The following is a 20,152-nucleotide window of genomic DNA, read 5'->3' as shown; positions in this document are numbered from 1 at the left end:
AGCCCCTCCGATCCTCCGTCCGCCAAGCCTTCGTCATGGTACTCCGCCCGTGGCGCGGCTACTGTGAAGGCATGACCGACATCTTCGACGTGATCGCCGACGGCACGAGACGGGACATCCTGCAGCTCCTGCGCCAGCGGTCAGAGGAAGGGGATGCCGGCACCAGCGTGACGCAGATCGTCAGCGAGCTGGGGATCAGCCAGCCCACCGTCTCGAAGCACCTCAAGGTGCTGCGCGAGGCGGAGCTCGTCACGGTGCGCGAAGACGGCCAGCGGCGCTTCTACAGCATCGAGGCCGCGCCGCTGGAACAGGTCGACGACTGGCTTGTCCCGTTCCTCGCCGACGCCTATGGCGACTCGGCCCCCGACATCTCCGGCGTCATCGGGGTTCCGCCGCTGCCGGACGGCGCTGCGCACGCGGCCGAGGTCGTCGGCCGGGCCGCCGCCAGCGCGAAGCACGTCGTGCAGACGGCGCTCAAGCGCCTCGGAGCCTGAGCGCCGCACGCACGTCGCGCGGAAGGAGCCGACGAGGCTCAGCGCCGAGCCCGGCCGAACAGCCAGCGACCCCACAGCACGGAGATCGCCAGGATGAGCGCGCACCAGCCCAGCGCCCAGTAGGGCTGGAGGTGCAGGGGAGTGCCCATGAGCAACCCCCGGATCGTCTCGATGATCGGCGTGATGGGCTGGTTCTCCGCCACCCACTGCAGCCAGGTCGGCATCGTGTGCACCGGGACGAACGCGCTGGACAGATATGGCACGAACATCAGGATGAACCCGTACCCCGCCGCGGCCTCCGGGCTGCCCGCGGCGAGGCCGATGGCCGCGTAGAGGTACGTGATCACCAGGATGTAGACGGCGATCACGCCGAACGCGGCGACCCACTGCAGAGCGCCCGCGCTCGGACGGAAGCCGAGCAGCAGAGCGACGCCGAACACGACGGCCGTGGAGACCAGGTTGCGGACCAGGCTCGCGACGACGTGACCGGTGAGCACGGATCCCGGTCGCAGCGGCATGGTGCGGATCCGGTCGATGATCCCCGTGGACATGTCGCGCGACACGTACGTCGCGGTCGATGCGGCGCCGAAGCCGGCGCACAGCAGGATGATCCCCGGCACGACGTAGTCGACGTAACTGCCGTCGTTCTCGATCGCTCCGCCGAACACGAAGGTGAACAGCAGCATGAGCGTCACCGGCAGCATGATCGACATCGAGAGGGTCTCGCCGTCGCGAAGGGACAGGATCAGGCTGCGGCGGACGAACACGCGTTCGGCGGCGAAGCCCCGCAGGCGAGGGCGGATCCCCGAACGGGGCGACGGGACCGGCGCGAGCGGGCGCGGGGCGACAGGGGCGGACAGAGCGGTCATGCGAACTCCCGGATGGATGTGCGGTCGGCGTCGCCGGTCGCGGTCAGGGTGAGGAAGACGTCGTCGAGCGTGGGGCGGCGCAGCTGCACGCGGGCGGCCGGATGCGCGGCCTCGAGCTCGTCCAGGGCGCGGCGGATGCCGTCGATCGAGCCGTCGGTGGCGATCTCCGCGAGAGGGGATCCGTCGGCGTCCTCCGCGACGAGCACGTCGCTGCCGAACTGCGCCTTCAGCGCCGGCGCGGTGCCGGTGCGGACGATGAGCCCCTCGTGCAGCACGGCGATGCGATCCGCGAGCTGATCGGCCTCCTCGAGGTACTGGGTGGTGAGGAAGACGGTGGTGCCCGCGTCGGCGAGACCCCGGATGACCTCCCAGAGGTCCAGGCGACTGCGCGGATCAACGCCGGTCGTGGGCTCATCGAGGAAGAGCACCTGCGGCGTGACGACGAAGCTGAGGGCGAGGTCCAGTCGACGGCGCATGCCGCCCGAATAGGTCTTGACCTTGCGTCCTGCCGCATCGGCGAGCGCGAACTGCCCGAGCAGCTCGTCCGCGCGGCGGCGGGCGGCGCGCGGGCTCAGACCGGAGAGTCGGCTGAGCATCACCAGGTTCTCCACGCCGGTGAGCGCGTCGTCGACCGCGGCGGACTGGCCGGTGAGCGAGATCCGCTGCCGCACGCCCCCGGGATCGCGGCGCACGTCGCAGCCGGCGACGACCGCGGTGCCGGAATCGGCACGGGTCAGCGTGGTGAGGATCGAGATCGTCGTGGTCTTGCCGGCGCCGTTGGAACCGAGCAGCGCGACGATCTCGCCTTGCTCGGCCGTGAGGTCGACGCCCCTCAGCACGGGGGTGCCGCGGTACTGCTTGGTGAGTCCTGCGACTTCGATGGCCGTGGTCATCGCCGTTCCTTTCTGTGTACGGATGAAACTGTTTATGACAGTAACGCACTGTTTATATCGTAAACAGTCCTATTCTGGAGTCATGACCGAAGAACCGGATCCCGCCGAGCTGCCCGATCTGCCGCGCGGCATCGCGCTGGCCTGGGGGATGGCGGCCAGCCCGCAACGCGGGCCCAAGCGCGAGATGAGCGTCGAGCGCATCGTCGAGGCGGCCGTCGCGCTCGCGGACGGCGAGGGTCTCGGTGCCGTGTCGATGGCGGCCGTGGCGAAGGCGCTCGGCTTCACCCCGATGTCGCTGTACCGCTATGTCACGGCGAAGGACGACCTTCTGCTGCTCATGCAGGAGGAGGCGTCGGGGCTCCCGCCGCTCCCGGAATCCGGTGCCGCGGAACGGGGGTGGCGGGAGGAGGCCGCGCGGCTGTACCGCGCGCATCTCGACGTCTATCTCCGGCATCCCTGGCTGCTCAGCCTGCCCATCAGCGGTACCCCGGTCACGCCCGGGACGGCGGCCTGGATGGACGCGTACCTCGCGGCCTTCGCCGAGACTCCGCTCGATCAGGACGAGCGGATGGGGGCGATGCTCGCGGTCATGGGGCAGGCCCGGTGGTTCGGCACCGTGTCGGCCGGCTATGCGGAGGCGGCGCGAGCGACCGGGCGGACGCTCGCACAGGTCGGCGCGCAGGAGGCGGCCCTGTTCCGGGCCCTGATCGATGCGGACGCCTATCCCCATGCGCGTGCCGCGCTCGAGGCGGGAGCGATCGACGGCGACAGAGACCCCATGGTGTTCGGCATCGAGCGCGTCCTGGACGGGATCGCCGCGCACATCGATCGTCTCGCCACCGCGCGGCCGGGCGATCCTCGGACTCCTCCCGCGTTCGTCCCCGAGGATCCGGCGCTCGCTGCCGACAAGCGCGTGCGCGCGGCGGCGAAGAGCGTGCGCGATGCCGAGAAGGCGCTGCGGGCGGCGCAGAAGAACGCGCGCCAGGTGCGCAAGGATGCGGCGGAGCGCCTGGCCAAGTCTGCGGCGGTCTGAGCATCCTCCGTCACAGCGTTCACATGGGTTTACACGCGTCGCCACCAGCCCCTACAGTTGTCGCATCCCGCCGCGCAGGTCGCGCGAGGGGTGAGGGGGTAGATGGGGATGCCCGAGCAGTTGCCGGACGTCAAGTTCCTGACCGTCGCCGAGGTGGCGGCGATCATGCGCGTGTCCAAGATGACGGTGTACCGGCTGGTGCACGCCGGGGATCTGCCGGCGATCCGCTTCGGACGCAGCTATCGCGTGCCGGAGTCCGCCGTCACAGCGGCTCTGCAGACGCCGATCGCCGACGTCGGCTGAGCGCGCTCACCTCCATGCGGACCGACCTGGAGCGGCCGCTGGGTTCGCGCGTCAGCGCGGGTGGTGCCATGCGCTAGACTGTTGCGAGGCATTTTTCCATGCCCCGATCCCGGTCGTCGTCCGTGTGCGACGCCCAGCCCCTGACTTAGTGAGGTTTCCGTGGGTTCTGTCATCAAGAAGCGCCGCAAGCGCATGGCGAAGAAGAAGCACCGCAAGCTGCTTCGCAAGACTCGCCACCAGCGCCGCAACAAGAAGTAAGCGGCCGCGCGCAACGCGCAAGTCACTGAGCGCCCCCGATCTCGCGATCGTCGGGGCGCTTCGTGCATTCCACGGGGCACCCGTCCGGCGCGCCCGGGCGTCCGACGTCTGGAAGAATCGGATCCATGAAGACGATCACCGTCGCCCAGCTGGCCGAGCGCACCGAGACGCCTCTCATCGACGTGCGCGAGAGGAGCGAGTTCGCCTCGGGGCACGTGCCCGGCGCGGTGAACCTTCCGATGTCCGAACTCGGCGACCTGCTGCACGAGCTTCCGGACGGCGCGTTCGACGTGATCTGCCAGCTCGGCGGTCGCTCGGCGCGCGTCGTGGAGGCGCTCGAGGCCCGCGGCTACGACGCCACGAATGTGGAGGGCGGCACCGCCGAATGGATCGCGGATGGGCGCGCGATCGAGACCCCTGCACCGTGATCGCACTCACCCTGATCGGCAAGCCCGACTGCCACCTGTGCGACGTGGCATCGGACGTGGTCGACGCGGTCGTCGCCGAGCTGCCTGATGCGCTCGCCGAGGACATGGAGATCACCGAGCTGTCGATCCTGGACGACCCGGCCCTCTACGAGAAGTACTGGGAGAAGATCCCCGTGCTCCTCATCGACGGCGAGCTGCACGGCCACTGGCGCATCTCGCCGGAACGGCTGCGCGAAGCACTCGCCGAGAAGGCCGGAGGAGCGGAAGACAAGGGACGAGCCGCGGACGCGGCAGAGGGAGAGAAGCCATGACGCTGCGCCATGTGGTGACCTGGAAGATGGCGGCGACGGATCCCGCCGAGCGTGCGGAGCATGCCGCCGGCGTCGCCGCGCGGCTGGAAGGGCTCGTCGGCGTCGTGCCGTCGATCCGCGCGCTCACCACGGGCGTGAATGCGCTTGCGATCGACGGCAACTGGGACGTGACCCTGATCGCCGACTTCGACGATGCGGCGGGCCTGGACGCGTACCAGGTCCATCCCGCGCACCAGGAGGTCGTGGGCTACGTGCGCTCGGTATCGGGTGGGCGCTCGGCCGTCGACTTCGAGATCTGAAAGGCGCGAGTCGCAGGCGGAACCGACGCCTTCGATCGGTTGTTCCCATCATCGTCTCGGATCTCAGACGTTCTGCGGCCTCCAGCGAAGGCGGGAACCGCGAGAATCCGCGGCAGCGCGGAGGCCGATACCGAACCGAGACACCCGCGGGCCCTGTGCTGTTACACGGCGGTAACCGCACCGTGTCAAGATAATGGGCAACCCGCACCAGGACGCCCGCGTCCTCGACACAGGAGTCGAACCATGCACCGTCGCTCGAAGATCGCCTACGGACTCGCCCTCGCGGCGGTCGCCACCCTCACCCTCGCCGGGTGCTCCGGCGGCGGCGCCACGCCCACCGCGAGCGGATCTGCCGCTGCCGGTGGCACGGACTACGGTCTGATCACCGCGGGCACGCTCACCGTGTGCTCGGACATCCCCTACAAGCCCTTCGAGTACGAGGAGACCGCCGGATCCGGCAAGTACACCGGCTTCGACGTCGACCTGCTCACCGCCATCGGCGACAAGCTGGGCCTGAAGACCCAGTTCCAGGTCACCAACTTCGACACGCTGCAGTCGGGCACCGCGCTGCTCGCCGGGCAGTGCGACATGGGCGCCTCGGCCATGACGATCACCGACGACCGCAAGAAGAACATCGACTTCTCCGATGGCTACTACGACTCGCTGCAGTCGCTGCTCGTGAAGACCAGCTCCGGCATCAAGGACATCAACGGGCTCTCTGGAAAGAACGTCGGTGTGCAGCAGGGCACCACCGGTGAGAACTACGCGAAGGAGCACGCCAAGGGCGCCAACCTCGTGCAGTTCTCCGACGACGGTGTGCTGTGGCCGGCCCTCCAGGGCGGGCAGATCGACGCGATCCTGCAGGATCTGCCGGTCAACCTGCAGCACGAGAAGGACGACCCGTCCTACAAGGTCGTCGAGACCTACAAGACCGACGAGCAGTACGGCTTCGCGTTCGCGAAGGGCAAGAACGAGGCACTGCGCAAGGCGATCAACGAGCAGCTGAAGGCGCTCAAGGACAACGGCGAGTACAAGAAGATCTACGACAAGTACTTCGCCGCGGCGCAGTGACCGGGGTCTGATCAACGCCGATGGCTCTGAAGAAGCGGACCCGCACGCGGGTCTATCACTACACCGTCTATGCGGTGATCATCGCCCTCATCCTGTGGGCGGTGGTCGCCACCGATTGGCCGACGGTCCTGAAGCAGTTCGCGAACCCCGAGGTCGCGTTGAAGCTGCTGCCCGGGATCATCACCGTCGGCCTGAAGAACACCATTCTCTTCACGATCTACTCGTTCTTCGGCGGCTTGATCCTCGCGATCGTGCTCGCCCTGATGAAGCTGAGCGACATCCCGCCGTTCCGGTGGGCGGCCACCGTGTGGATCGAGTTCTTCCGAGGGATCCCTGCACTGATCACGATCTTCGGCTTCGGGATCATGCTTCCGATCGCGACGAAGGTCACGATCCCGGGAGCACCGGTGGGTGCCGCGGTGCTCGGTCTCATCGTGGTGTCGTCGGCATACATGGCGGAGACGATCCGCGCGGGGATCCAAGCGGTGCCGAAGGGGCAGACGGAGGCGGCGCGGTCGCTGGGCATGTCGTCGTCGCGCACCATGTTCTTCATCGTGCTGCCGCAGGGCTTCCGCATCATCATCCCGCCGCTCACGAACGAGTTCGTGCTGCTGTTGAAGGACACGTCGCTCTTCTTCGTCATCGGCGCGACCCCGTTCACCTATGAGCTGACGACGTTCGCCCGCAACGGTCTGTCCACCTATGCGAACGCCACGCCGCTGGTGATGGCGGCGCTGCTGTACCTGATCGTGACGCTCCCGCTGACGCGGCTGACGGCCTGGCTCGAGCGACGGATGGCGAAGGAACGATGAGCACCGACCTGATCAACCTGAACGCGCCCGCGATCGACATCCAGGGCCTCGTCAAGCACTACGGCGACAACGAGGTGCTCAAGGGCATCGACCTGACCGTGCAGGCGGGCGAAGTGGTCTGCGTGATCGGACCCTCGGGATCCGGCAAGTCGACGCTGCTGCGCTCGGTGAACATGCTGGAGGAGCCGACCGGCGGGAAGATCGTGATCGAGGGCATCGACATCACGGATCCCGACATCGACCTCGACCGGGTGCGCGCCCGCATCGGCATGGTGTTCCAGAGCTTCAACCTGTTCCCGCACATGTCGGTGCTGGGCAACCTCACCCTCGCGCAGCGCCAGGTGAAGAAGCGCGGCAAGGCCGAGGCGGAGAAGGTCGCCAAGGCGATGCTGGAGCGGGTGGGCATGGCGCACAAGGCCGACGCCTACCCGAGCCATCTCTCCGGCGGTCAGCAGCAGCGTGTCGCCATCGCGCGGTCGCTCTGCATGAACCCGGACATGATGCTCTTCGACGAGCCCACGTCGGCGCTCGACCCCGAGCTCGTGGGCGAGGTGCTGCAGGTCATGCGGACGCTCGCCGACGAGGGCATGACGATGATGGTGGTCACGCACGAGATGGGCTTCGCCCGGGAGGTCGGCTCCCGCCTGATCTTCATGGACGGCGGGCACATCCTCGAGGAGGGCGACCCCCGCGAGATGCTCGCCAACCCGCAGCACCAGCGCACGAGGGACTTCCTCGCGCGCGTGCTCTGAGCACGTGAGTCGGACGACCTGAGACGCGCCGGGGACTTATTCGTCCCCGGCGCGTCTCATAGCCTTCTCCAAGCTCGGTCAGAGCGCGGGCACGGGGAGCGCTGAGCCCGCCCGGATACGATGGGTCGTCGCCCCGTCCGGAGGCGGGAAACGGAGCACGCCCTTCATGCCGCGCTGGTTGCTGGAGCTGAATCTCGCCGACGGTCCTGTCCCGTGGATCGTCTGGGGGATCGCCGTCGCCGGCGTGATCGCGCTGCTGCTGCGTCCGCTGCGTCGCGGATGGGTGGTGCGCGCGCTCATCGGCCTCGTGGTCGGCGCGGCGATCGGCTGGGGTCTCGCCGCATGGTCGGATGCCACCAACGCGTTCGAACTGCCGCTGCCCGCGGCGGTCAAGTGGTGGACGATCGCAGGCTTCGCGACGATCGGGCTGTCGATCGTGAGCCTGTGGGATTCGCGGTGGTGGCGCAAGGCCGTCGCGATCCTCACCGTGATCGCCTCCGTGCTGTCGATGGGCATCGGCATCAACCAGGCGTTCGGGCTCGACCGCACCCTCGGCGACATCCTCGGCGTCAACACGCTCGGTCCCCTGGATCATTTCGCGCCTCCGCTGAAGCCCGGCCAGGATCCGCCCGCCTCGCTCGTGGACACCTGGAAGGCTCCTGCCGACATGCCCGAGCGCGGCCGGTTCGGGACCCTGAGCGGCGACAACGCGCCACGCTCCACCGCCGGCTTCAAGCCCCGCAACGCGACCATCTACCTGCCGCCGGCCGCGCTGGTGAAGGATCCGCCCGCGCTGCCCGTCGTGGTCTTCATGATGGGGCTGCCCGGGTACCCCAACCCGCATCCCATGGTCGATGTGATGAACGAGTTCGCAGCGAAGCACGACGGCCTCGCGCCGATCGTGATCATCGCCGACCAGCTGGGCGCGCAGAACCAGAACCCGGGCTGCATCGATTCGGCGGCCTACGGCGGCGTCGAGACGTACTTCAACACCGACATCCCGAACTGGATCCGCGGCCACCTCCGCGTGCTGCCGGATCCGAAGCACTGGACGATCTCGGGATACTCCAACGGCGGCGCGTGCGCGTTCATCTACGGTGCTCGGCACCCCGACATCTGGGGCAACATCGCCACCGCGTCCGGTGAGCCGTGGTCGGGCTTCGGTGATCCGAAGTCGGTGGAGAAGGTGTTCCGCGGTGACCAGGCCGCGTTCGACGCGAACAAGCCGCAGGCGATCCTCGCCGAGCACCCCGGCGCCTACGACGGGCACTACGCGATCTTCGCGGCCGGAGCGCTCGACAAGAAGTACGGACCCGCGAACAAGGTGTCGGCGGGCCTCGCCGAAGCAGCCGGGTTCACCACGACCTACTACCTCGTGCCGAACGCCACCCACACCGGTCCGGGGTTGCGAGGGGGCCTGGAGAAGGCGTTCGACGTGCTGTATCCGCACCTGGGGCTGTCCCGATGACCGCCTGGCGTGAGACGACCATGGGCGTGGCCCGCCGGGCAGGGCGCTACGCGCGCCGGCATCCGTTCGCCGTGGGACTGAGCATCCTGCTGCTGGTCAGCGGGCTCGCGCTCGGCACGCTGCGGGGGCATCGCCCCGTCGGAGTGGGGCTCAGCCCGCTCGCGTTCGGGCGCGAGCGCGAGTGGTGGACACCGCTGACCGCGCTGCTCGTGCCGGACTCCTGGGGCGGGCTGCTGCTGGCCGTGCTGCTCGCACTCACGCTGCTGGCCTACGCGGAACGGTTGATGGGCACCTGGCGCGCCGTCGGGGCGTTCCTCGTGACCGGCGTGCTCGGCAGCCTGCTCGGCCTGGGCATCCAGTCGCTGGCCTGGTCGTGGGGGCAGGTGTGGGCGCGCGTCGACGCCCGCGGCGCCGTGCTCGACCCCTCGATCGGCATCCTGGGGGCGATCATGGCGGGCAGCGCCTTCGCCCCTGCGCTGTACCGGCGCCGCATCCGCCTGCTCGGCCTTTCGCTGCTGGTCACCTACACGCTCTACGGCGGCGACGCGGACAGCGTGTACCGTCTGCTGGCCGGACTCACGGGCCTCGTGCTGGGCGTGATCCTCACGAGCGGCCGGCCCCGGCCCGCGTGGTATCGCAGCTCCTATCACGAGACCAGGACCCTCATCGCGGCGATGGTGGCCGTCACGGGCCTCGGCCCGCTGATCGTGCTGCTCACCGGCGTGGGCATCGGGCCACTGGCACCGGTCGTGGCGGGACTGCGCGGCGTGGACATCTCCGGGATCACCGACGCCTGCGCCCAGAACAACGCGTCCGCGCACTGCGTCGCCGGGGTGAGCACGGCGGTCGCCGCCGGCACCGGCGTCGTGCTGATGAGCCTGGTGCCGCTCCTGCTCAGCCTCATCGCCGCATGGGGTCTGCGCGCGGGACGCCGCGCCGCCTGGTTCCTCGCGATCGGCGTGAACGCCGTGATGGCGCTGCTCACGGGGCTCAGCGTGGCCGCGCACTCGCTCAAGGAGCCGACCGATGTGGTCGAGATCGACCGTCAGTTCCCCGGCTTCTCGGTGCTGGCGATCCTCATCCCGGTCGGGATGTGCATCCTGCTCGCGATCACCCATCGCCGGTTCGCGGTGCGCGCCTCGCGCCGGGCGGTGCGGCGGTTCTCGCTGACGATCGGGATCGCGTTCGTCGTGCTGGCCACCACGAACATGATCCTGGTGTCGGCCGTCTCGCACTCGCCGTCGTTCTGGTCCGCCCTGGCCACCACGCTGCGCCGCTTCCTGCCCACCATCATCGGCCACCCGGGCGGGCGCACTCCGCTCACCGGTATCGCGCTCGCGCTGCACCGCGATGTGGGAGCGCTGTTCTGGCTCGTCTTCGCGGTCGCCATGATCGGGCTCCTGCTCGGCCGGTCGCGCAGGACGGCGGACCACGCGGAGCGCTTCCGCACCCAGTTGCGCACCACCGACGGCGGCACGCTCGGGTTCATGGGCACGTGGGAGGGCAACGAGCACTGGTTCACGGCGGACGGCCGCGGTGCGGTGGCCTACCGAGTCGTGAACGACATCGCGATCGCCGTGGGGGATCCGGTCTGCACCGCCGGCGACACCGTCCAGACCATCCGCGGTTTCCTGGACTTCTGCGACGCGAACGCCTGGACACCCGTCTTCTACAGCACGCACGAGGAGTTCGCCCCCGCCTTCCGCGACCTCGGCTGGAAGAGCATCTCGGTGGCAGAGGAGACCGTCGTGCCGCTCGAGCGGTTCGAGCTCACGGGCAAGGTGTGGACCAAGGTGCGCCAGCCGTACAACCGCGGCCAGCGCGACGGGCTCACCACGCTCTGGACCACCTGGGAGCAGCTGCCCGCCGGCCTGGTCGCCCAGCTGGACGCCCTCAGCGAGCAGTGGATCGCGGAGAAGGCGCTGCCGGAGATGCGCTTCACCCTCGGCGGTATGGAGGAGCTCAGGGATCCGGATGTCGAGATCCTGCTCGCGATCGGCCCCGAGGGGGAGCTGCAGGCGGTGACAAGCTGGATGCCCGTGTGGCGCGAGGGCGAGCTCATCGGACGCACGCTCGACTTCATGCGTCGCGCCGACGGCGCGATGCCCGGAGTGATGGAGTTCGCGATCGCCTCGGCGGCGCTGCACATGAAGGAGCAGGGACTCGCGGTCATGAGCCTGTCGGGCGCGCCGCTGGCGCAGACGGTGGACGGCGGCGACGTCGACGCGGACCCCGACATCACGCGGCTGCTGGGCTGGCTGAGCCGGGTGCTCGAGCCTGCGTACGGCTTCGCCTCACTGCTGCGGTACAAGGGCAAGTTCAACCCCGAGTACCGCCCGATGCACCTGTTCTACGCCGACAACGGACAGCTGCCCGCGATCGGTCTCGCGATCGGCCGCGCGTATCTGCCGAACGCGTCGCCGGCCGAGTACATGGCGCTGGCCCGGTCGCTCGCCGGCTGAGTCTCCGCGGTCGCAGGACGGACGCGATGGGCGCTGCCCAGAGCCCGTCCTCAGGCGTCCGGATCATGTGTTCCCCGTGTGTCGACGAGCTCCGGCCGGGGGTGGTTACGATGGGCGGACGCGGGGTCAGGAGGCGAGTGCGGATGCCGATTTCCAGGACGCGTGCCGGGCGCCGCGCCGTTGTGCTCGCCGTCCTGCTGGCAGCGGCGGCGCTGGCCGTCCTGCTCGGGGTGGTCGGGCGGCCGTGGTCGCCGTCGCCTCCGCCGCACGCGGCGGGGGCGGGCGCCATGCCGCCGGCGACCGGCGGTACCGCGGGGCCTCTCTTCGCGACCTGGAGGCCACCCGCGGATCTGCCCGAGAAGGGGTCGGTGACGTCGCTCACGGGGGCGGAGCGCATACCGTCCTCGGCTGGATTCGCGCCGCGGGACGCCTCGCTCTACCTGCCTCCGGCCGCACTCGTTCCCGATGCGCCCGAACTGCCCCTGGTGGTGTTCATGATGGGGCAGCCCGGGGATCCGGATCCGTCGTTCGTCGCCGCCGCGATGGATCGGCTCGCCGCTGAGCACCACGGGCTCGCCCCGATCGTGATCGTCGCCGATCAGCTCGGATCCGAGGACGCCAACCCGGCCTGCGTGGACTCGGCCGCGTACGGGGGCGTGGCGACGTACTTCACGAAGGACATCCCGGACTGGGCGCGCAGCCACCTGAGGCTGCAGCCGAGCCCGGCGGCGTGGACGATCGCCGGGTTCTCGAACGGCGGCGGCTGCGCACTGGACTGGGGCCTCGAGGATCCCGGACTGTGGGGGAGCATCGTGAGCATCGCGGGGGAGTCGTATCAGGGCACCGAGTTCCCGGACGAGGTGCTGCAGCAGGTGTTCGACGGCGACGAGAGCGCCTACGAGGCCGCAAAACCCGCCGCCGAGGCCGTGCAGAACAGCGGCAGATTCGGCGGGCACGTGGCGCTGTTCGCGGCGGGTGACGAAGACGCGTTCTTCACCGCCCAGGTGCAGCTGTCCGCGCAGATCGCGGAGGCGGCGGGGTTCGAGACGCAGGTGTTCACGGTCCCGGGGGAGGACCACGTCGGGTCCCTCCCCCAGGGGCTGCTGATGACGTTCGGCGCCCTCTTCCCGCACCTCGGCCTCGCCCCGCCCGCGGGCTAGCCGGCCTGGCGCACCGCCACCGGCTCGGGATCGACCGCGAGCCCCACGACGTCGCCGTACTGCGGGTGGATCCGCGCCGTGTGCTGCACGCGCACGAGCAGGCCGTCCTCGGTGCGCACCAGCGTGCGCCGCATGCTCCCGAGGAACATGCTCTCCTCGACCGTTCCGGTCACGGCGGCCCCGGCGGGCTCGACCAGGCGCACGTTCTCCGGGCGCAGCAGCACGTCGACCTCGCCGGTCGCCGGGAGCTGCAGCGGGAGCTCGCTGCCCCACACCCGCACGGTCGCGCCGTTGGCGATGCCGCGCGCCACGCTGGAGAGCCCGACGAACGAAGCGACATGCGCCGTGGCGGGCCGCAGGTACAGCTCCTCCGGCGTGCCGATCTGATCGATCCGGCCCGCGTTCATCACGGCGATCCGATCGGAGACGCTGAGCGCCTCCTCCTGGTCGTGCGTGACGAACACCGTCGTGATCCCCAGACGGAGCTGCAGACGACGGATCTCGTCGCGCAGCTGCACGCGCACCTTGGCATCCAGCGCCGAGAGCGGCTCGTCCAGCAGCAGCACGCGGGGCTCGGTCACGAGTGCCCTGGCGAGTGCCACGCGCTGCTGCTGGCCGCCCGAGAGCTGGTGCGGGTACTTGTCGGCGTGGGCGTCGAGCCCGACCAGCGCCAGCGCGTCGAGCGCGCGCCGCCGGGCCTCGGCTGTGGCGACCCTGCGCCGGCGCAGCCCGAACGCGGTGTTGTCCACCACCCGCAGGTGCGGGAACAGCGAATAGGACTGGAACACCATGCCCAGGTCGCGCTTGTTCGTCGGGACGCCGGACACGTCCTTGCCACCGAGCAGCACGGCGCCGCCGTCGGCGTCCTCGAGGCCCGCGAGTACCCGCAGCAGCGTGGTCTTGCCGCAGCCGGAGGGACCCAGCAGCGAGACGAACTCGCCGGGCGCGATGTCGAGGTCGATCCCGTGCAGGACCTGAGTCCGCCCGTAGCTCTTGACGATGCCGTCGAACTGCACCCGTGTCCCGTCCGACCGGTCCGCGAGCAGGGAGTTGTCCGCGGTGCGGGGGAGCGCGATGTCGCTCATGAGTCGGCCTTTCCGGACCGGCCGCGGGCGGCCCGTCCGATGATGAGGAGCAGGAGGAAGCTGAATGTGAGCGCCATCAGGGCGAACATCGCCGGCGCCCAGCCGTCCTGCTTCTGCACGACGACGAGCGCAGTCTGCAGCACATCGCGATTCAGCAGCGAGGCGATCGTGAACTCGCCGAGTACGACCGCGATGGACAGCAGGGACGCGGCGAGCAGCCCCTGGCGCAGGTTCGGCGCGAGCACGCGCAGCACGACGGTCCCCCACCCGGCGCCGAGCGAGCGGGCGGCCTCGGCGAGGGTGGTCATGTCGACCGCGTCGATCGACGCCTGGATGGAGCGGTACGCGAACGGCAGCACGGTGATGCCGTAGGCGAACGCGAGGGTCCAGGCGCCCGTGCCGAACGCGCGGCCGATCTGCAGGTAGATCGGGGTGAGGCCGACCACGAGGACGATCGCGGGGATCGAGATGGGCAGCAGCACGACGAACTCGAAGACCGGGCGCAGGCGCGGGAACCGCAGGTTCACCAGGATCATGGTCGGCGCGAGCACGAGCAGCACGATGAGCACCGTGACGATCGCGAGGATCAGCGAGTTGCCGAGCCCGGTCCAGATCGGCTGGTAGACCGCGGCCTTCGCGGGGTCGCCGAGACCGGCCCAGTGCGCCATCGTGAACCCGCCGTCCTCGCCGCGGAACGTGTAGGCGAGGGTCGCGACCAGCGGGACGAGGAAGAAGAGCCCGACCAGGATCCCGATGATCCAGCGGGTGAGGGGCGCCGGGGCGAGCCGGTTCATGCCTGCCACCTCGCCGCTCGGCGCTGGACGAGGGAGTACAGCCACATGACGATCCCCACCACCACGATCATGCCGAGCGCGAGGGCGCCGGCGAGGTTCTCCCGGCCCAGCACCGTCTCGCTCGTGAGCGCGGCCCGGATCTGCAGCGGCACGATCTGCGAGCCCTGACTGGCGAGCGCGGCCGCGGTCGCATACGAGGAGAACGCGTTCGCGAACAGCAGCAGGAAACTGGCGAGGAAGGCTGGGGCGAGCACCGGGATCCCGATGCGCAGCCAGAAGCTCGCGCGGGTGCCGCCGAGCGTGACGTTGGCCTCGGCCCACTGCGGCTTCAGCGCCGAGAGGGCGGGCATGAACGTGATGACCATCAGCGGGATCTGGAAGTAGAGGTAGGGCAGGATCAGTCCGGGCAGCTCGTAGATCCACGGGCCCCGGGCGAACAGGTCGATGCCGAACGCGTCCTTCATCAGTCCGGTGACCACGCCGCGCAACCCGAGGGTGGCGATGAACATGAACGCGAGCATCACCCCGCCGGTCTGCGCCAGCACGCCGCTCGCGGCGTCGACCACCGTGCGCACTCCGCTGTCGGTCCGCAGACCCAGCAGGGCGTAGCAGACGAGGGCGCCGACCACCGCGCCGATGGCGGCGGTGAGCAGCGAGAGCCCGGCGGAGTTCGCGAAGGTGAGCATCACGGTCGGATCCCACAGGGCGGAGACGTTGTTCCACGTGAAGGCTCCGCCCCGGGTGAAGAATCCCGTCGCGACGGCGAGGATGGTCGGCAGCACCAGGAACATCAGCAGGTAGGCGGCGAAGGGGACGAGCCCGATGGCGGCGAGACCGCCGCGGATCCGATCCGTCCAGTGCCTGCCGGACGACCCGTGCCGGGCCGGAGCGCGAAGCTCCGACCCGGCACGGGATGCGGCGGGTGCCGCAGCGGTGTCGGAGATCACTGGACGGCCGCAGCCCACTTCTCGCCGAGGAGCTTGCCGGCGGTGGTGCTCTGCGCCTCGGTCGGCACGACGGTCTCCTTCGGGGCGGCGGGCAGGGCGGCGGCGAGCGTCTTGTCCACGGTGCCGGCCTTGGTCATCGCGTCCATGCGCACGGGGCGGGCGCCGCCCTTGAGCCAGAGGTTCTGACCCTCGTCGCTGTAGAGGAACTCCTGCCACAGGCGCGCGGCGGCCGGGTGCGGAGCCCCCTTGTTGATCGCCTGGTTGTAGTAGCCGGCGTAGCCGGTGCCGGGCAGGACGACGGTCTTCCAGTTCTTGTTGTCCTTGACGTGCGCGGCGTTCAGGTAGTCCCAGTCGAAGACGACGGGGGTCTCACCGCTCGCGACGGTCGCCGTGGTGACGTCCACCTTGAGGAGGTTCCCGGCCTTCTGCATGTCGGCGAAGAAGTCGATGCCCTTCTGGTAGTCATCGAGCTTGCCGCCCGACTGCACCGTGGCGAGTCCGACCGCGGCGAAGGCGGCGCCGGCCTGGGTCGGGTCGCCGTTCAGCGCCACGGCGCCCTTGTACTCGGACTTCTTCAGATCGGCCAGAGACTTCGGCTCCGGGAACTTCGAGGAGTCGTAGCCGATCGACATGTACCCGCCGTAGTCGCCGGTGAACAGGCCGTCCTTGTCCTTCAGCTCGACCGGGATCTCATCCCACTTCTCCACCTTGTAGGCGGCGAACTTGTCGGTGTTCTGCAGGGTCACGGTGAGGCCAAGGTCGAACACGTCGGGAGCCGTGTCCAGCCCCTCGTTCGTCTTGGCGGCCTGGATCTCCTCGGCGCTGGACGCGTCGGGAGTGGCCTCGTTCACGGTGATCTTCGGGTACTTCTTGGTGAAGGCGGCGAGGATCTCGCCGTAGTTGGCCCAGTCGTGCGGGAGGGCGATGACGTTGAGCTTGCCCTCGGCCTCGGCGGCCTTCTCGAGGTCGGCCAGGGAACCGAAGTCCTTGAGCGAGGTGGCGGTCGCGGCCTTGACGCCTCCGGAAGAGCTCGTCGGGTCGGCGGAGGCGGATCCGGAGCAGGCGGAGAGCAGGAGCGCGGCGCTGGCCGCGAGCGCGATGCCGGCGCCGATGCGCGCACGACGGTTGCTGATGAGCATGATTTCCTCTCGGTGTCCGGCGCTGCCGCCGGGGTCGGGTCGAGAGGGAATGTACGGCGGCGGAGTTACCGATGAGGCCGACGGGGGTGAATGCGGGGTGAACGATTCGGGTCCAGGGCGGACGGGATCCCGATCGATCGCACGGCTCGCGTGCTGTGTGGCAGCGGCGAGGTCTGGTTGGATCGGAGCATGAGCACCCTTCCCGATGACATCGAGCTCGACGGCGTCACCCTGATCCGGATCGACGCGCCGGAGGACATCGCCTGCTGGACCGCGGGCGTCGAGGGCGGGGACGGCGGCTGGACCGTGAGCATCATCGCGGATCCGGCCGAGGAGCCCAGCGCGGAGGCGCGGGAGACGGCCCAGGGCGTGGTGACGGAGTTCGCGGCGCTCACCGAGGCCGCGATCGGCTACCTCGTGGACGAGCTGGCAGGGCCGCACCGCGAGTTGTCGGACGTCGACCTGGCGCGGCTCTCGGGGGAGGAGCCGCCGTTCGGCGCACCCGAGGCCGTGGTCTGGCAGGACGGCACGTGGATGATGCGCTTCGCGGAGTGCGGTCTCGAGATCGGCGACGAGTACGGCGTGGGCGTCATGTTCGCCGGCCGCACCCCGGTCGCGGTCGAGGACCTGTCGGATCCGGACGACGTCTGAGCAGGTCTGAGCGCGGCCTGCGGGCGTGCTCGGTCAGCGACCGGTGGCGGGCGCCTGGTATTTGAAGCCGCGGTGGGATCCGGTGAAGCCGAGGCGCTCGTAGAAGCGGTGCGCCTCGACGCGCTGCGCGTCCGAGGTGAGCTGCACCAACGGGCTGCCCAGGTCTGCGGTCGCGATCTCCATGATCCAGCGCATGAGCGCGGATCCGACGCCGCTCGAGCGCAGATCCGAACTCACCCGCACCGCCTCGACGAGGAGGCGGGTCGAGCCGCGGCGGGACATCCCCGGAATGCGGGTGAGCTGGAACGTGCCGATGATCCGGCCGTCGTGCTCGGCGACGAGGAGGTCGTTGGATCCGTCGGCGAGGACCGACTCCAGGCCCGCGGCGTAGGCGGGCAGGTCGTCGTCGGAGGCCGTGTCGCCGCGTGCCGCGCTGATCGCGTCATCGGCGAGCAGCGCGACGATCGCCGCGGTGTCCTCGACGCGCGCTCGGCGCAGCGTCACCTCCCCGATCCGGGTCTCGAGCGGAACGGGGAGGGCGAGGTCGGTGAGCATACTCGGTCAGGCCTCGACGGCCTCGAGCTCCTCGTCGTCTGCGAGGACGTCGACGCCGGCCTCCTTGCGCTGCTCCGCGGTGATCGGGGCGGGCGCGGCGGTGAGCGGGTCGAAGCCGTTGCCGGTCTTCGGGAACGCGATGACCTCGCGGATCGACTCGGTCTTGGACAGGTGCTGAAGCACTCGGTCCATGCCGAGCGCGATGCCGCCGTGCGGCGGGGCGCCGAACTTGAACGCGTCGAGCAGGAAGCCGAACTGCTCCTGCGCGACCTCATCGGAGAGCCCCATGACCTCGAAGACGCGCTTCTGGATGTCCTCGCGGTGGATGCGGATGGATCCGCCGCCGAGCTCCGAGCCGTTGCAGACGATGTCGTACGCGTAGGCGAGAGCGGACCCGGGGTCGGTGTCGAAGGTGGCCTCGAACTCCGGCTTCGGGCCGGTGAAGGCGTGGTGCACCGCAGTCCAGGCGCCGGCGCCGACGGCGACGTCACCCGAGGCGACCGCGTCCGCGGCCGGCTCGAACATCGGGGCGTCGACGACCCAGGTGAACGCGAAGACCTCGGGGTCGAGCAGACCCAGCCGGCGGCCGATCTCGACGCGCGCGGCGCCGAGGAGCGCGCGCGAGTCCTTCGCGGAGCCGGCGGCGAAGAAGGCGCAGTCGCCCGGCTTCGCACCGACGAACTCGGCGAGGCCCGCCTGCTCGGCCTCGCTGAGGTTCTTCGCGACGGGACCGCCGAGCGTGCCGTCCTCGTTGAACAGGACGTAGGCGAGGCCGCGGGCGCCGCGCTGCTTGGCCCAGTCCTGCCAGGCGTCCAGCACCTTGCGAGGCTGCGAGGCGCCGCCGGGCATCACGACCGCGCCCACGTAGTCGGCCTGGAACACGCGGAACGTGGTCTCGGAGAAGTACTCGGTGGCCTCGACGAGCTCGAGTCCGAAGCGCAGGTCGGGCTTGTCGGATCCGTACTTCGCCATCGCGTCGGCGTAGGTCATGCGCGGAAGCGGGGTCTGCACCTCGACGCCGATGGTCGCCCACATCGCGCGGATGACGGACTCCATCATCTCGATGACGTCCTCCTGGTCGACGAAGGACATCTCGATGTCGAGCTGGGTGAACTCGGGCTGGCGGTCGGCGCGGAAGTCCTCGTCGCGGTAGCAGCGCGCGATCTGGAAGTACTTCTCCACGCCGCCGACCATGAGCAGCTGCTTGAACAGCTGCGGGCTCTGCGGAAGGGCGTACCAGCTGCCGGGGTGCAGCCGGGCGGGCACGACGAAGTCGCGGGCGCCCTCCGGGGTCGAGCGGGTCAACGTCGGGGTCTCGACCTCGACGAACTCGCGCTCGTGCAGCACATCGCGGAGGGCCTTGTAGACCTTGGAGCGCAGCTGCAGCGGCGCGATCGCGGCCGGGCGGCGCAGGTCGAGGTAGCGGTGCTTGAAGCGCACGTCCTCGCCGACCGGGTCGGTCTCGGCCAGGCCCGAGGAGACCTGGAACGGCAGCGGCGCCGACTCGTTCAGCACCACCACGTCCTGCGCGACGATCTCGATCTCACCCGAGGGCAGGTTCGGGTTCTCGTTGCCGGCGGGGCGGCGGGACACCTCGCCGGTGACCTGCAGCACGAACTCGCTGCGCAGCGGGTGCGCGATCTCCTCGTCGCGGATCACGACCTGGGCGATGCCGGATCCGTCCCGCAGATCGATGAAGGCGACTCCTCCGTGGTCACGACGGCGATCGACCCACCCGGCGAGGGTGACGGTCTGACCGATGTGCTCGGCGCGCAATGCGCCTGCCGTGTGGGTGCGAAGCACGGAAGAAGCCTCCAGCTCGGGGGTAAGGGATCCCAGCCATTCTACGGGGACGCACCGAAGGCCTCGCGGGGGGCCGCACGCGGATCACTAGACTCACGGCAGCAGCATCCATCGACGTATTCAGGAAGGCGACACCATGAACCTCGCAACCATGAGCCTCATCGCCACCGAGGACCCCACCGACGCCGCGGGCAACGTCTACGCCGCGCTGTTCTCCGGCACCAACATCACGATCTCGCTGATCTTCTACGTGATCACGGCGATCGCGCTGTGGCGGGTGTTCACGAAGGCCGGCCACGCGGGCTGGCTCGCGATCATCCCGATCGTGAACGTCATCTTCCTCATCAAGATCGCCGGCATGAGCGGCTGGCTGGTCCTGCTCTACCTGATCCCGATCGTGAACATCGTGTTCGCGATCGTGGTGGCGGTGAAGCTGGGCAAGAACTTCGGTAAGGGCGGTGCGTTCTCGTTCTTCCTGCTCTGGCTGTTCTCGTTCATCGGATACCTGATCCTCGGGTTCGGATCCGCTCAGTACCGCCGCGCCTGAGCGGACGCCTGCACTGAA

General features: G+C 69.6%; 23 protein-coding genes. 15 read left to right on the top strand and 8 right to left on the bottom strand.

Annotated elements, in window-relative coordinates; all coding sequences use genetic code 11:
- Nucleotides 1-71: 71 nt before the first annotated feature.
- Nucleotides 72-494 (top strand): helix-turn-helix transcriptional regulator, encoded by a 423-nt coding sequence (locus ACFWCK_RS03060; RefSeq protein WP_233310184.1) that lies wholly within the window; start codon nt 72-74, stop codon nt 492-494.
- A 38-nt stretch (nt 495-532) separates the two neighbouring features.
- On the opposite strand, the gene ACFWCK_RS03055 is transcribed toward ACFWCK_RS03060, so the two are convergent.
- On the bottom strand, nt 533-1,363 hold the full coding sequence (locus ACFWCK_RS03055) for an ABC transporter permease (RefSeq protein WP_378804476.1): 831 nt from the start codon (nt 1,361-1,363) through the stop codon (nt 533-535).
- Complete coding sequence (locus tag ACFWCK_RS03050) at nt 1,360-2,256, bottom strand: ATP-binding cassette domain-containing protein (protein WP_378804475.1); 897 nt, start codon at nt 2,254-2,256, stop codon at nt 1,360-1,362. The genes ACFWCK_RS03055 and ACFWCK_RS03050 overlap by 4 nt, the downstream gene beginning before the upstream one ends.
- Nucleotides 2,257-2,338: 82 nt before the next feature.
- Here ACFWCK_RS03050 and ACFWCK_RS03045 point away from each other — a divergent pair, with 82 nt between their 5' ends.
- The 12 genes from ACFWCK_RS03045 (at nt 2,339) to ACFWCK_RS02990 (ending at nt 12,613) form a co-directional block, all read left to right on the top strand.
- Nucleotides 2,339-3,289 carry a TetR/AcrR family transcriptional regulator gene (locus tag ACFWCK_RS03045; RefSeq protein ID WP_378804473.1) on the top strand — a complete coding sequence of 317 codons (951 nt, stop codon included), beginning with the start codon at nt 2,339-2,341 and terminating at the stop codon, nt 3,287-3,289.
- 108 nt (nt 3,290-3,397) lie between these two features.
- Nucleotides 3,398-3,592: a helix-turn-helix domain-containing protein gene (locus tag ACFWCK_RS03040; RefSeq protein ID WP_233310188.1), complete on the top strand. Its 195-nt coding sequence runs from the start codon at nt 3,398-3,400 to the stop codon at nt 3,590-3,592.
- A gap of 159 nt (nt 3,593-3,751) precedes the next feature.
- Nucleotides 3,752-3,850: a 30S ribosomal protein bS22 gene (locus tag ACFWCK_RS03035; protein WP_003792170.1), complete on the top strand. Its 99-nt coding sequence runs from the start codon at nt 3,752-3,754 to the stop codon at nt 3,848-3,850.
- Nucleotides 3,851-3,975: 125 nt separating this feature from the next.
- The gene (locus tag ACFWCK_RS03030; protein ID WP_233310190.1) at nt 3,976-4,278 is read left to right on the top strand and encodes a rhodanese-like domain-containing protein; all 303 of its coding nucleotides are present in this window, start codon (nt 3,976-3,978) and stop codon (nt 4,276-4,278) included.
- Entirely contained in the window at nt 4,275-4,589 is a 315-nt protein-coding gene (locus tag ACFWCK_RS03025) for a glutaredoxin family protein (protein ID WP_378804472.1), read from the top strand. The genes ACFWCK_RS03030 and ACFWCK_RS03025 overlap by 4 nt, the downstream gene beginning before the upstream one ends.
- Entirely contained in the window at nt 4,586-4,888 is a 303-nt protein-coding gene (locus ACFWCK_RS03020; protein WP_233310193.1) for a Dabb family protein, read from the top strand. The genes ACFWCK_RS03025 and ACFWCK_RS03020 overlap by 4 nt, the downstream gene beginning before the upstream one ends.
- A 243-nt stretch (nt 4,889-5,131) precedes the next feature.
- Nucleotides 5,132-5,959: a transporter substrate-binding domain-containing protein gene (locus tag ACFWCK_RS03015; RefSeq protein WP_378804471.1), complete on the top strand. Its 828-nt coding sequence runs from the start codon at nt 5,132-5,134 to the stop codon at nt 5,957-5,959.
- Nucleotides 5,960-5,979: 20 nt separating this feature from the next.
- Nucleotides 5,980-6,771 carry an amino acid ABC transporter permease gene (locus ACFWCK_RS03010; RefSeq protein ID WP_233310195.1) on the top strand — a complete coding sequence of 264 codons (792 nt, stop codon included), beginning with the start codon at nt 5,980-5,982 and terminating at the stop codon, nt 6,769-6,771.
- A complete protein-coding gene (locus ACFWCK_RS03005; protein ID WP_378804469.1) occupies nt 6,768-7,523 on the top strand; it encodes an amino acid ABC transporter ATP-binding protein in 756 nt (251 codons plus the stop codon). The genes ACFWCK_RS03010 and ACFWCK_RS03005 overlap by 4 nt, the downstream gene beginning before the upstream one ends.
- Before the next feature lie 166 nt (nt 7,524-7,689).
- Nucleotides 7,690-8,991, top strand: a complete 1,302-nt coding sequence (locus ACFWCK_RS03000) for an esterase family protein (RefSeq protein ID WP_233310198.1) — start codon at nt 7,690-7,692, stop codon at nt 8,989-8,991.
- Nucleotides 8,988-11,453 carry a bifunctional lysylphosphatidylglycerol flippase/synthetase MprF gene (locus tag ACFWCK_RS02995; protein WP_233310200.1) on the top strand — a complete coding sequence of 822 codons (2,466 nt, stop codon included), beginning with the start codon at nt 8,988-8,990 and terminating at the stop codon, nt 11,451-11,453. Before ACFWCK_RS03000 ends, ACFWCK_RS02995 begins: the two co-directional genes overlap by 4 nt.
- 143 nt (nt 11,454-11,596) lie before the next feature.
- Complete coding sequence (locus tag ACFWCK_RS02990) at nt 11,597-12,613, top strand: alpha/beta hydrolase (protein WP_378804467.1); 1,017 nt, start codon at nt 11,597-11,599, stop codon at nt 12,611-12,613.
- Here ACFWCK_RS02990 and ACFWCK_RS02985 read toward each other — a convergent pair.
- From ACFWCK_RS02985 to ACFWCK_RS02970, 4 genes are read right to left on the bottom strand one after another with little or no spacing between them, the layout of a single operon-like run.
- A complete protein-coding gene (locus ACFWCK_RS02985) occupies nt 12,610-13,698 on the bottom strand; it encodes an ABC transporter ATP-binding protein (RefSeq protein ID WP_378804466.1) in 1,089 nt (362 codons plus the stop codon). The two genes, ACFWCK_RS02990 and ACFWCK_RS02985, sit on opposite strands and share 4 nt — an antisense overlap.
- The gene (locus tag ACFWCK_RS02980) at nt 13,695-14,492 is read right to left on the bottom strand and encodes an ABC transporter permease (RefSeq protein WP_378804465.1); all 798 of its coding nucleotides are present in this window, start codon (nt 14,490-14,492) and stop codon (nt 13,695-13,697) included. The genes ACFWCK_RS02985 and ACFWCK_RS02980 overlap by 4 nt, the downstream gene beginning before the upstream one ends.
- Nucleotides 14,489-15,439: an ABC transporter permease gene (locus ACFWCK_RS02975; RefSeq protein ID WP_378804464.1), complete on the bottom strand. Its 951-nt coding sequence runs from the start codon at nt 15,437-15,439 to the stop codon at nt 14,489-14,491. The genes ACFWCK_RS02980 and ACFWCK_RS02975 overlap by 4 nt, the downstream gene beginning before the upstream one ends.
- Complete coding sequence (locus tag ACFWCK_RS02970; RefSeq protein WP_378804463.1) at nt 15,436-16,578, bottom strand: ABC transporter substrate-binding protein; 1,143 nt, start codon at nt 16,576-16,578, stop codon at nt 15,436-15,438. The genes ACFWCK_RS02975 and ACFWCK_RS02970 overlap by 4 nt, the downstream gene beginning before the upstream one ends.
- Nucleotides 16,579-16,767: 189 nt before the next feature.
- Here ACFWCK_RS02970 and ACFWCK_RS02965 point away from each other — a divergent pair, with 189 nt between their 5' ends.
- Nucleotides 16,768-17,229, top strand: coding sequence for a hypothetical protein (locus ACFWCK_RS02965; protein WP_378804462.1), 462 nt, complete (start codon nt 16,768-16,770; stop codon nt 17,227-17,229).
- A gap of 33 nt (nt 17,230-17,262) precedes the next feature.
- On the opposite strand, the gene ACFWCK_RS02960 is transcribed toward ACFWCK_RS02965, so the two are convergent.
- Together ACFWCK_RS02960 and aspS are read right to left on the bottom strand one after the other, a co-directional pair.
- Entirely contained in the window at nt 17,263-17,784 is a 522-nt protein-coding gene (locus ACFWCK_RS02960) for a GNAT family N-acetyltransferase (protein WP_233310208.1), read from the bottom strand.
- Nucleotides 17,785-17,790: 6 nt separating this feature from the next.
- Nucleotides 17,791-19,587, bottom strand: coding sequence for an aspartate--tRNA ligase (gene aspS, locus ACFWCK_RS02955; RefSeq protein WP_378804460.1), 1,797 nt, complete (start codon nt 19,585-19,587; stop codon nt 17,791-17,793).
- A gap of 136 nt (nt 19,588-19,723) precedes the next feature.
- Here aspS and ACFWCK_RS02950 point away from each other — a divergent pair, with 136 nt between their 5' ends.
- Nucleotides 19,724-20,134: a DUF5684 domain-containing protein gene (locus ACFWCK_RS02950; RefSeq protein ID WP_233310211.1), complete on the top strand. Its 411-nt coding sequence runs from the start codon at nt 19,724-19,726 to the stop codon at nt 20,132-20,134.
- Nucleotides 20,135-20,152 lie beyond the last annotated feature (18 nt).

This window comes from Microbacterium sp. NPDC060117, assembly GCF_042729315.1.
Lineage (GTDB): Bacteria > Actinomycetota > Actinomycetes > Actinomycetales > Microbacteriaceae > Microbacterium.
The sequence above is the reverse complement of the archived record's forward strand: the minus strand, read 5'-3'. Positions and strand labels throughout refer to the sequence as shown.

Coding starts and splice junctions, on each gene's coding strand:
- ACFWCK_RS02980 (WP_378804465.1), bottom strand. CDS start 14,492: ATGAACCGGCTCGCCCCGGCGCCCCTCACCCGCTGGATCATCGGGATC.
- ACFWCK_RS03045 (WP_378804473.1), top strand. CDS start 2,339: ATGACCGAAGAACCGGATCCCGCCGAGCTGCCCGATCTGCCGCGCGGC.
- ACFWCK_RS03050 (WP_378804475.1), bottom strand. CDS start 2,256: ATGACCACGGCCATCGAAGTCGCAGGACTCACCAAGCAGTACCGCGGC.
- ACFWCK_RS02990 (WP_378804467.1), top strand. CDS start 11,597: ATGCCGATTTCCAGGACGCGTGCCGGGCGCCGCGCCGTTGTGCTCGCC.
- ACFWCK_RS03000 (WP_233310198.1), top strand. CDS start 7,690: ATGCCGCGCTGGTTGCTGGAGCTGAATCTCGCCGACGGTCCTGTCCCG.
- ACFWCK_RS03040 (WP_233310188.1), top strand. CDS start 3,398: ATGCCCGAGCAGTTGCCGGACGTCAAGTTCCTGACCGTCGCCGAGGTG.
- ACFWCK_RS03005 (WP_378804469.1), top strand. CDS start 6,768: ATGAGCACCGACCTGATCAACCTGAACGCGCCCGCGATCGACATCCAG.
- ACFWCK_RS02960 (WP_233310208.1), bottom strand. CDS start 17,784: ATGCTCACCGACCTCGCCCTCCCCGTTCCGCTCGAGACCCGGATCGGG.
- ACFWCK_RS03055 (WP_378804476.1), bottom strand. CDS start 1,363: ATGACCGCTCTGTCCGCCCCTGTCGCCCCGCGCCCGCTCGCGCCGGTC.
- ACFWCK_RS02985 (WP_378804466.1), bottom strand. CDS start 13,698: ATGAGCGACATCGCGCTCCCCCGCACCGCGGACAACTCCCTGCTCGCG.
- ACFWCK_RS03020 (WP_233310193.1), top strand. CDS start 4,586: ATGACGCTGCGCCATGTGGTGACCTGGAAGATGGCGGCGACGGATCCC.
- ACFWCK_RS02970 (WP_378804463.1), bottom strand. CDS start 16,578: ATGCTCATCAGCAACCGTCGTGCGCGCATCGGCGCCGGCATCGCGCTC.
- ACFWCK_RS03015 (WP_378804471.1), top strand. CDS start 5,132: ATGCACCGTCGCTCGAAGATCGCCTACGGACTCGCCCTCGCGGCGGTC.
- ACFWCK_RS02995 (WP_233310200.1), top strand. CDS start 8,988: ATGACCGCCTGGCGTGAGACGACCATGGGCGTGGCCCGCCGGGCAGGG.
- ACFWCK_RS03030 (WP_233310190.1), top strand. CDS start 3,976: ATGAAGACGATCACCGTCGCCCAGCTGGCCGAGCGCACCGAGACGCCT.
- ACFWCK_RS02965 (WP_378804462.1), top strand. CDS start 16,768: ATGAGCACCCTTCCCGATGACATCGAGCTCGACGGCGTCACCCTGATC.
- ACFWCK_RS03010 (WP_233310195.1), top strand. CDS start 5,980: ATGGCTCTGAAGAAGCGGACCCGCACGCGGGTCTATCACTACACCGTC.
- ACFWCK_RS02950 (WP_233310211.1), top strand. CDS start 19,724: ATGAACCTCGCAACCATGAGCCTCATCGCCACCGAGGACCCCACCGAC.
- ACFWCK_RS03060 (WP_233310184.1), top strand. CDS start 72: ATGACCGACATCTTCGACGTGATCGCCGACGGCACGAGACGGGACATC.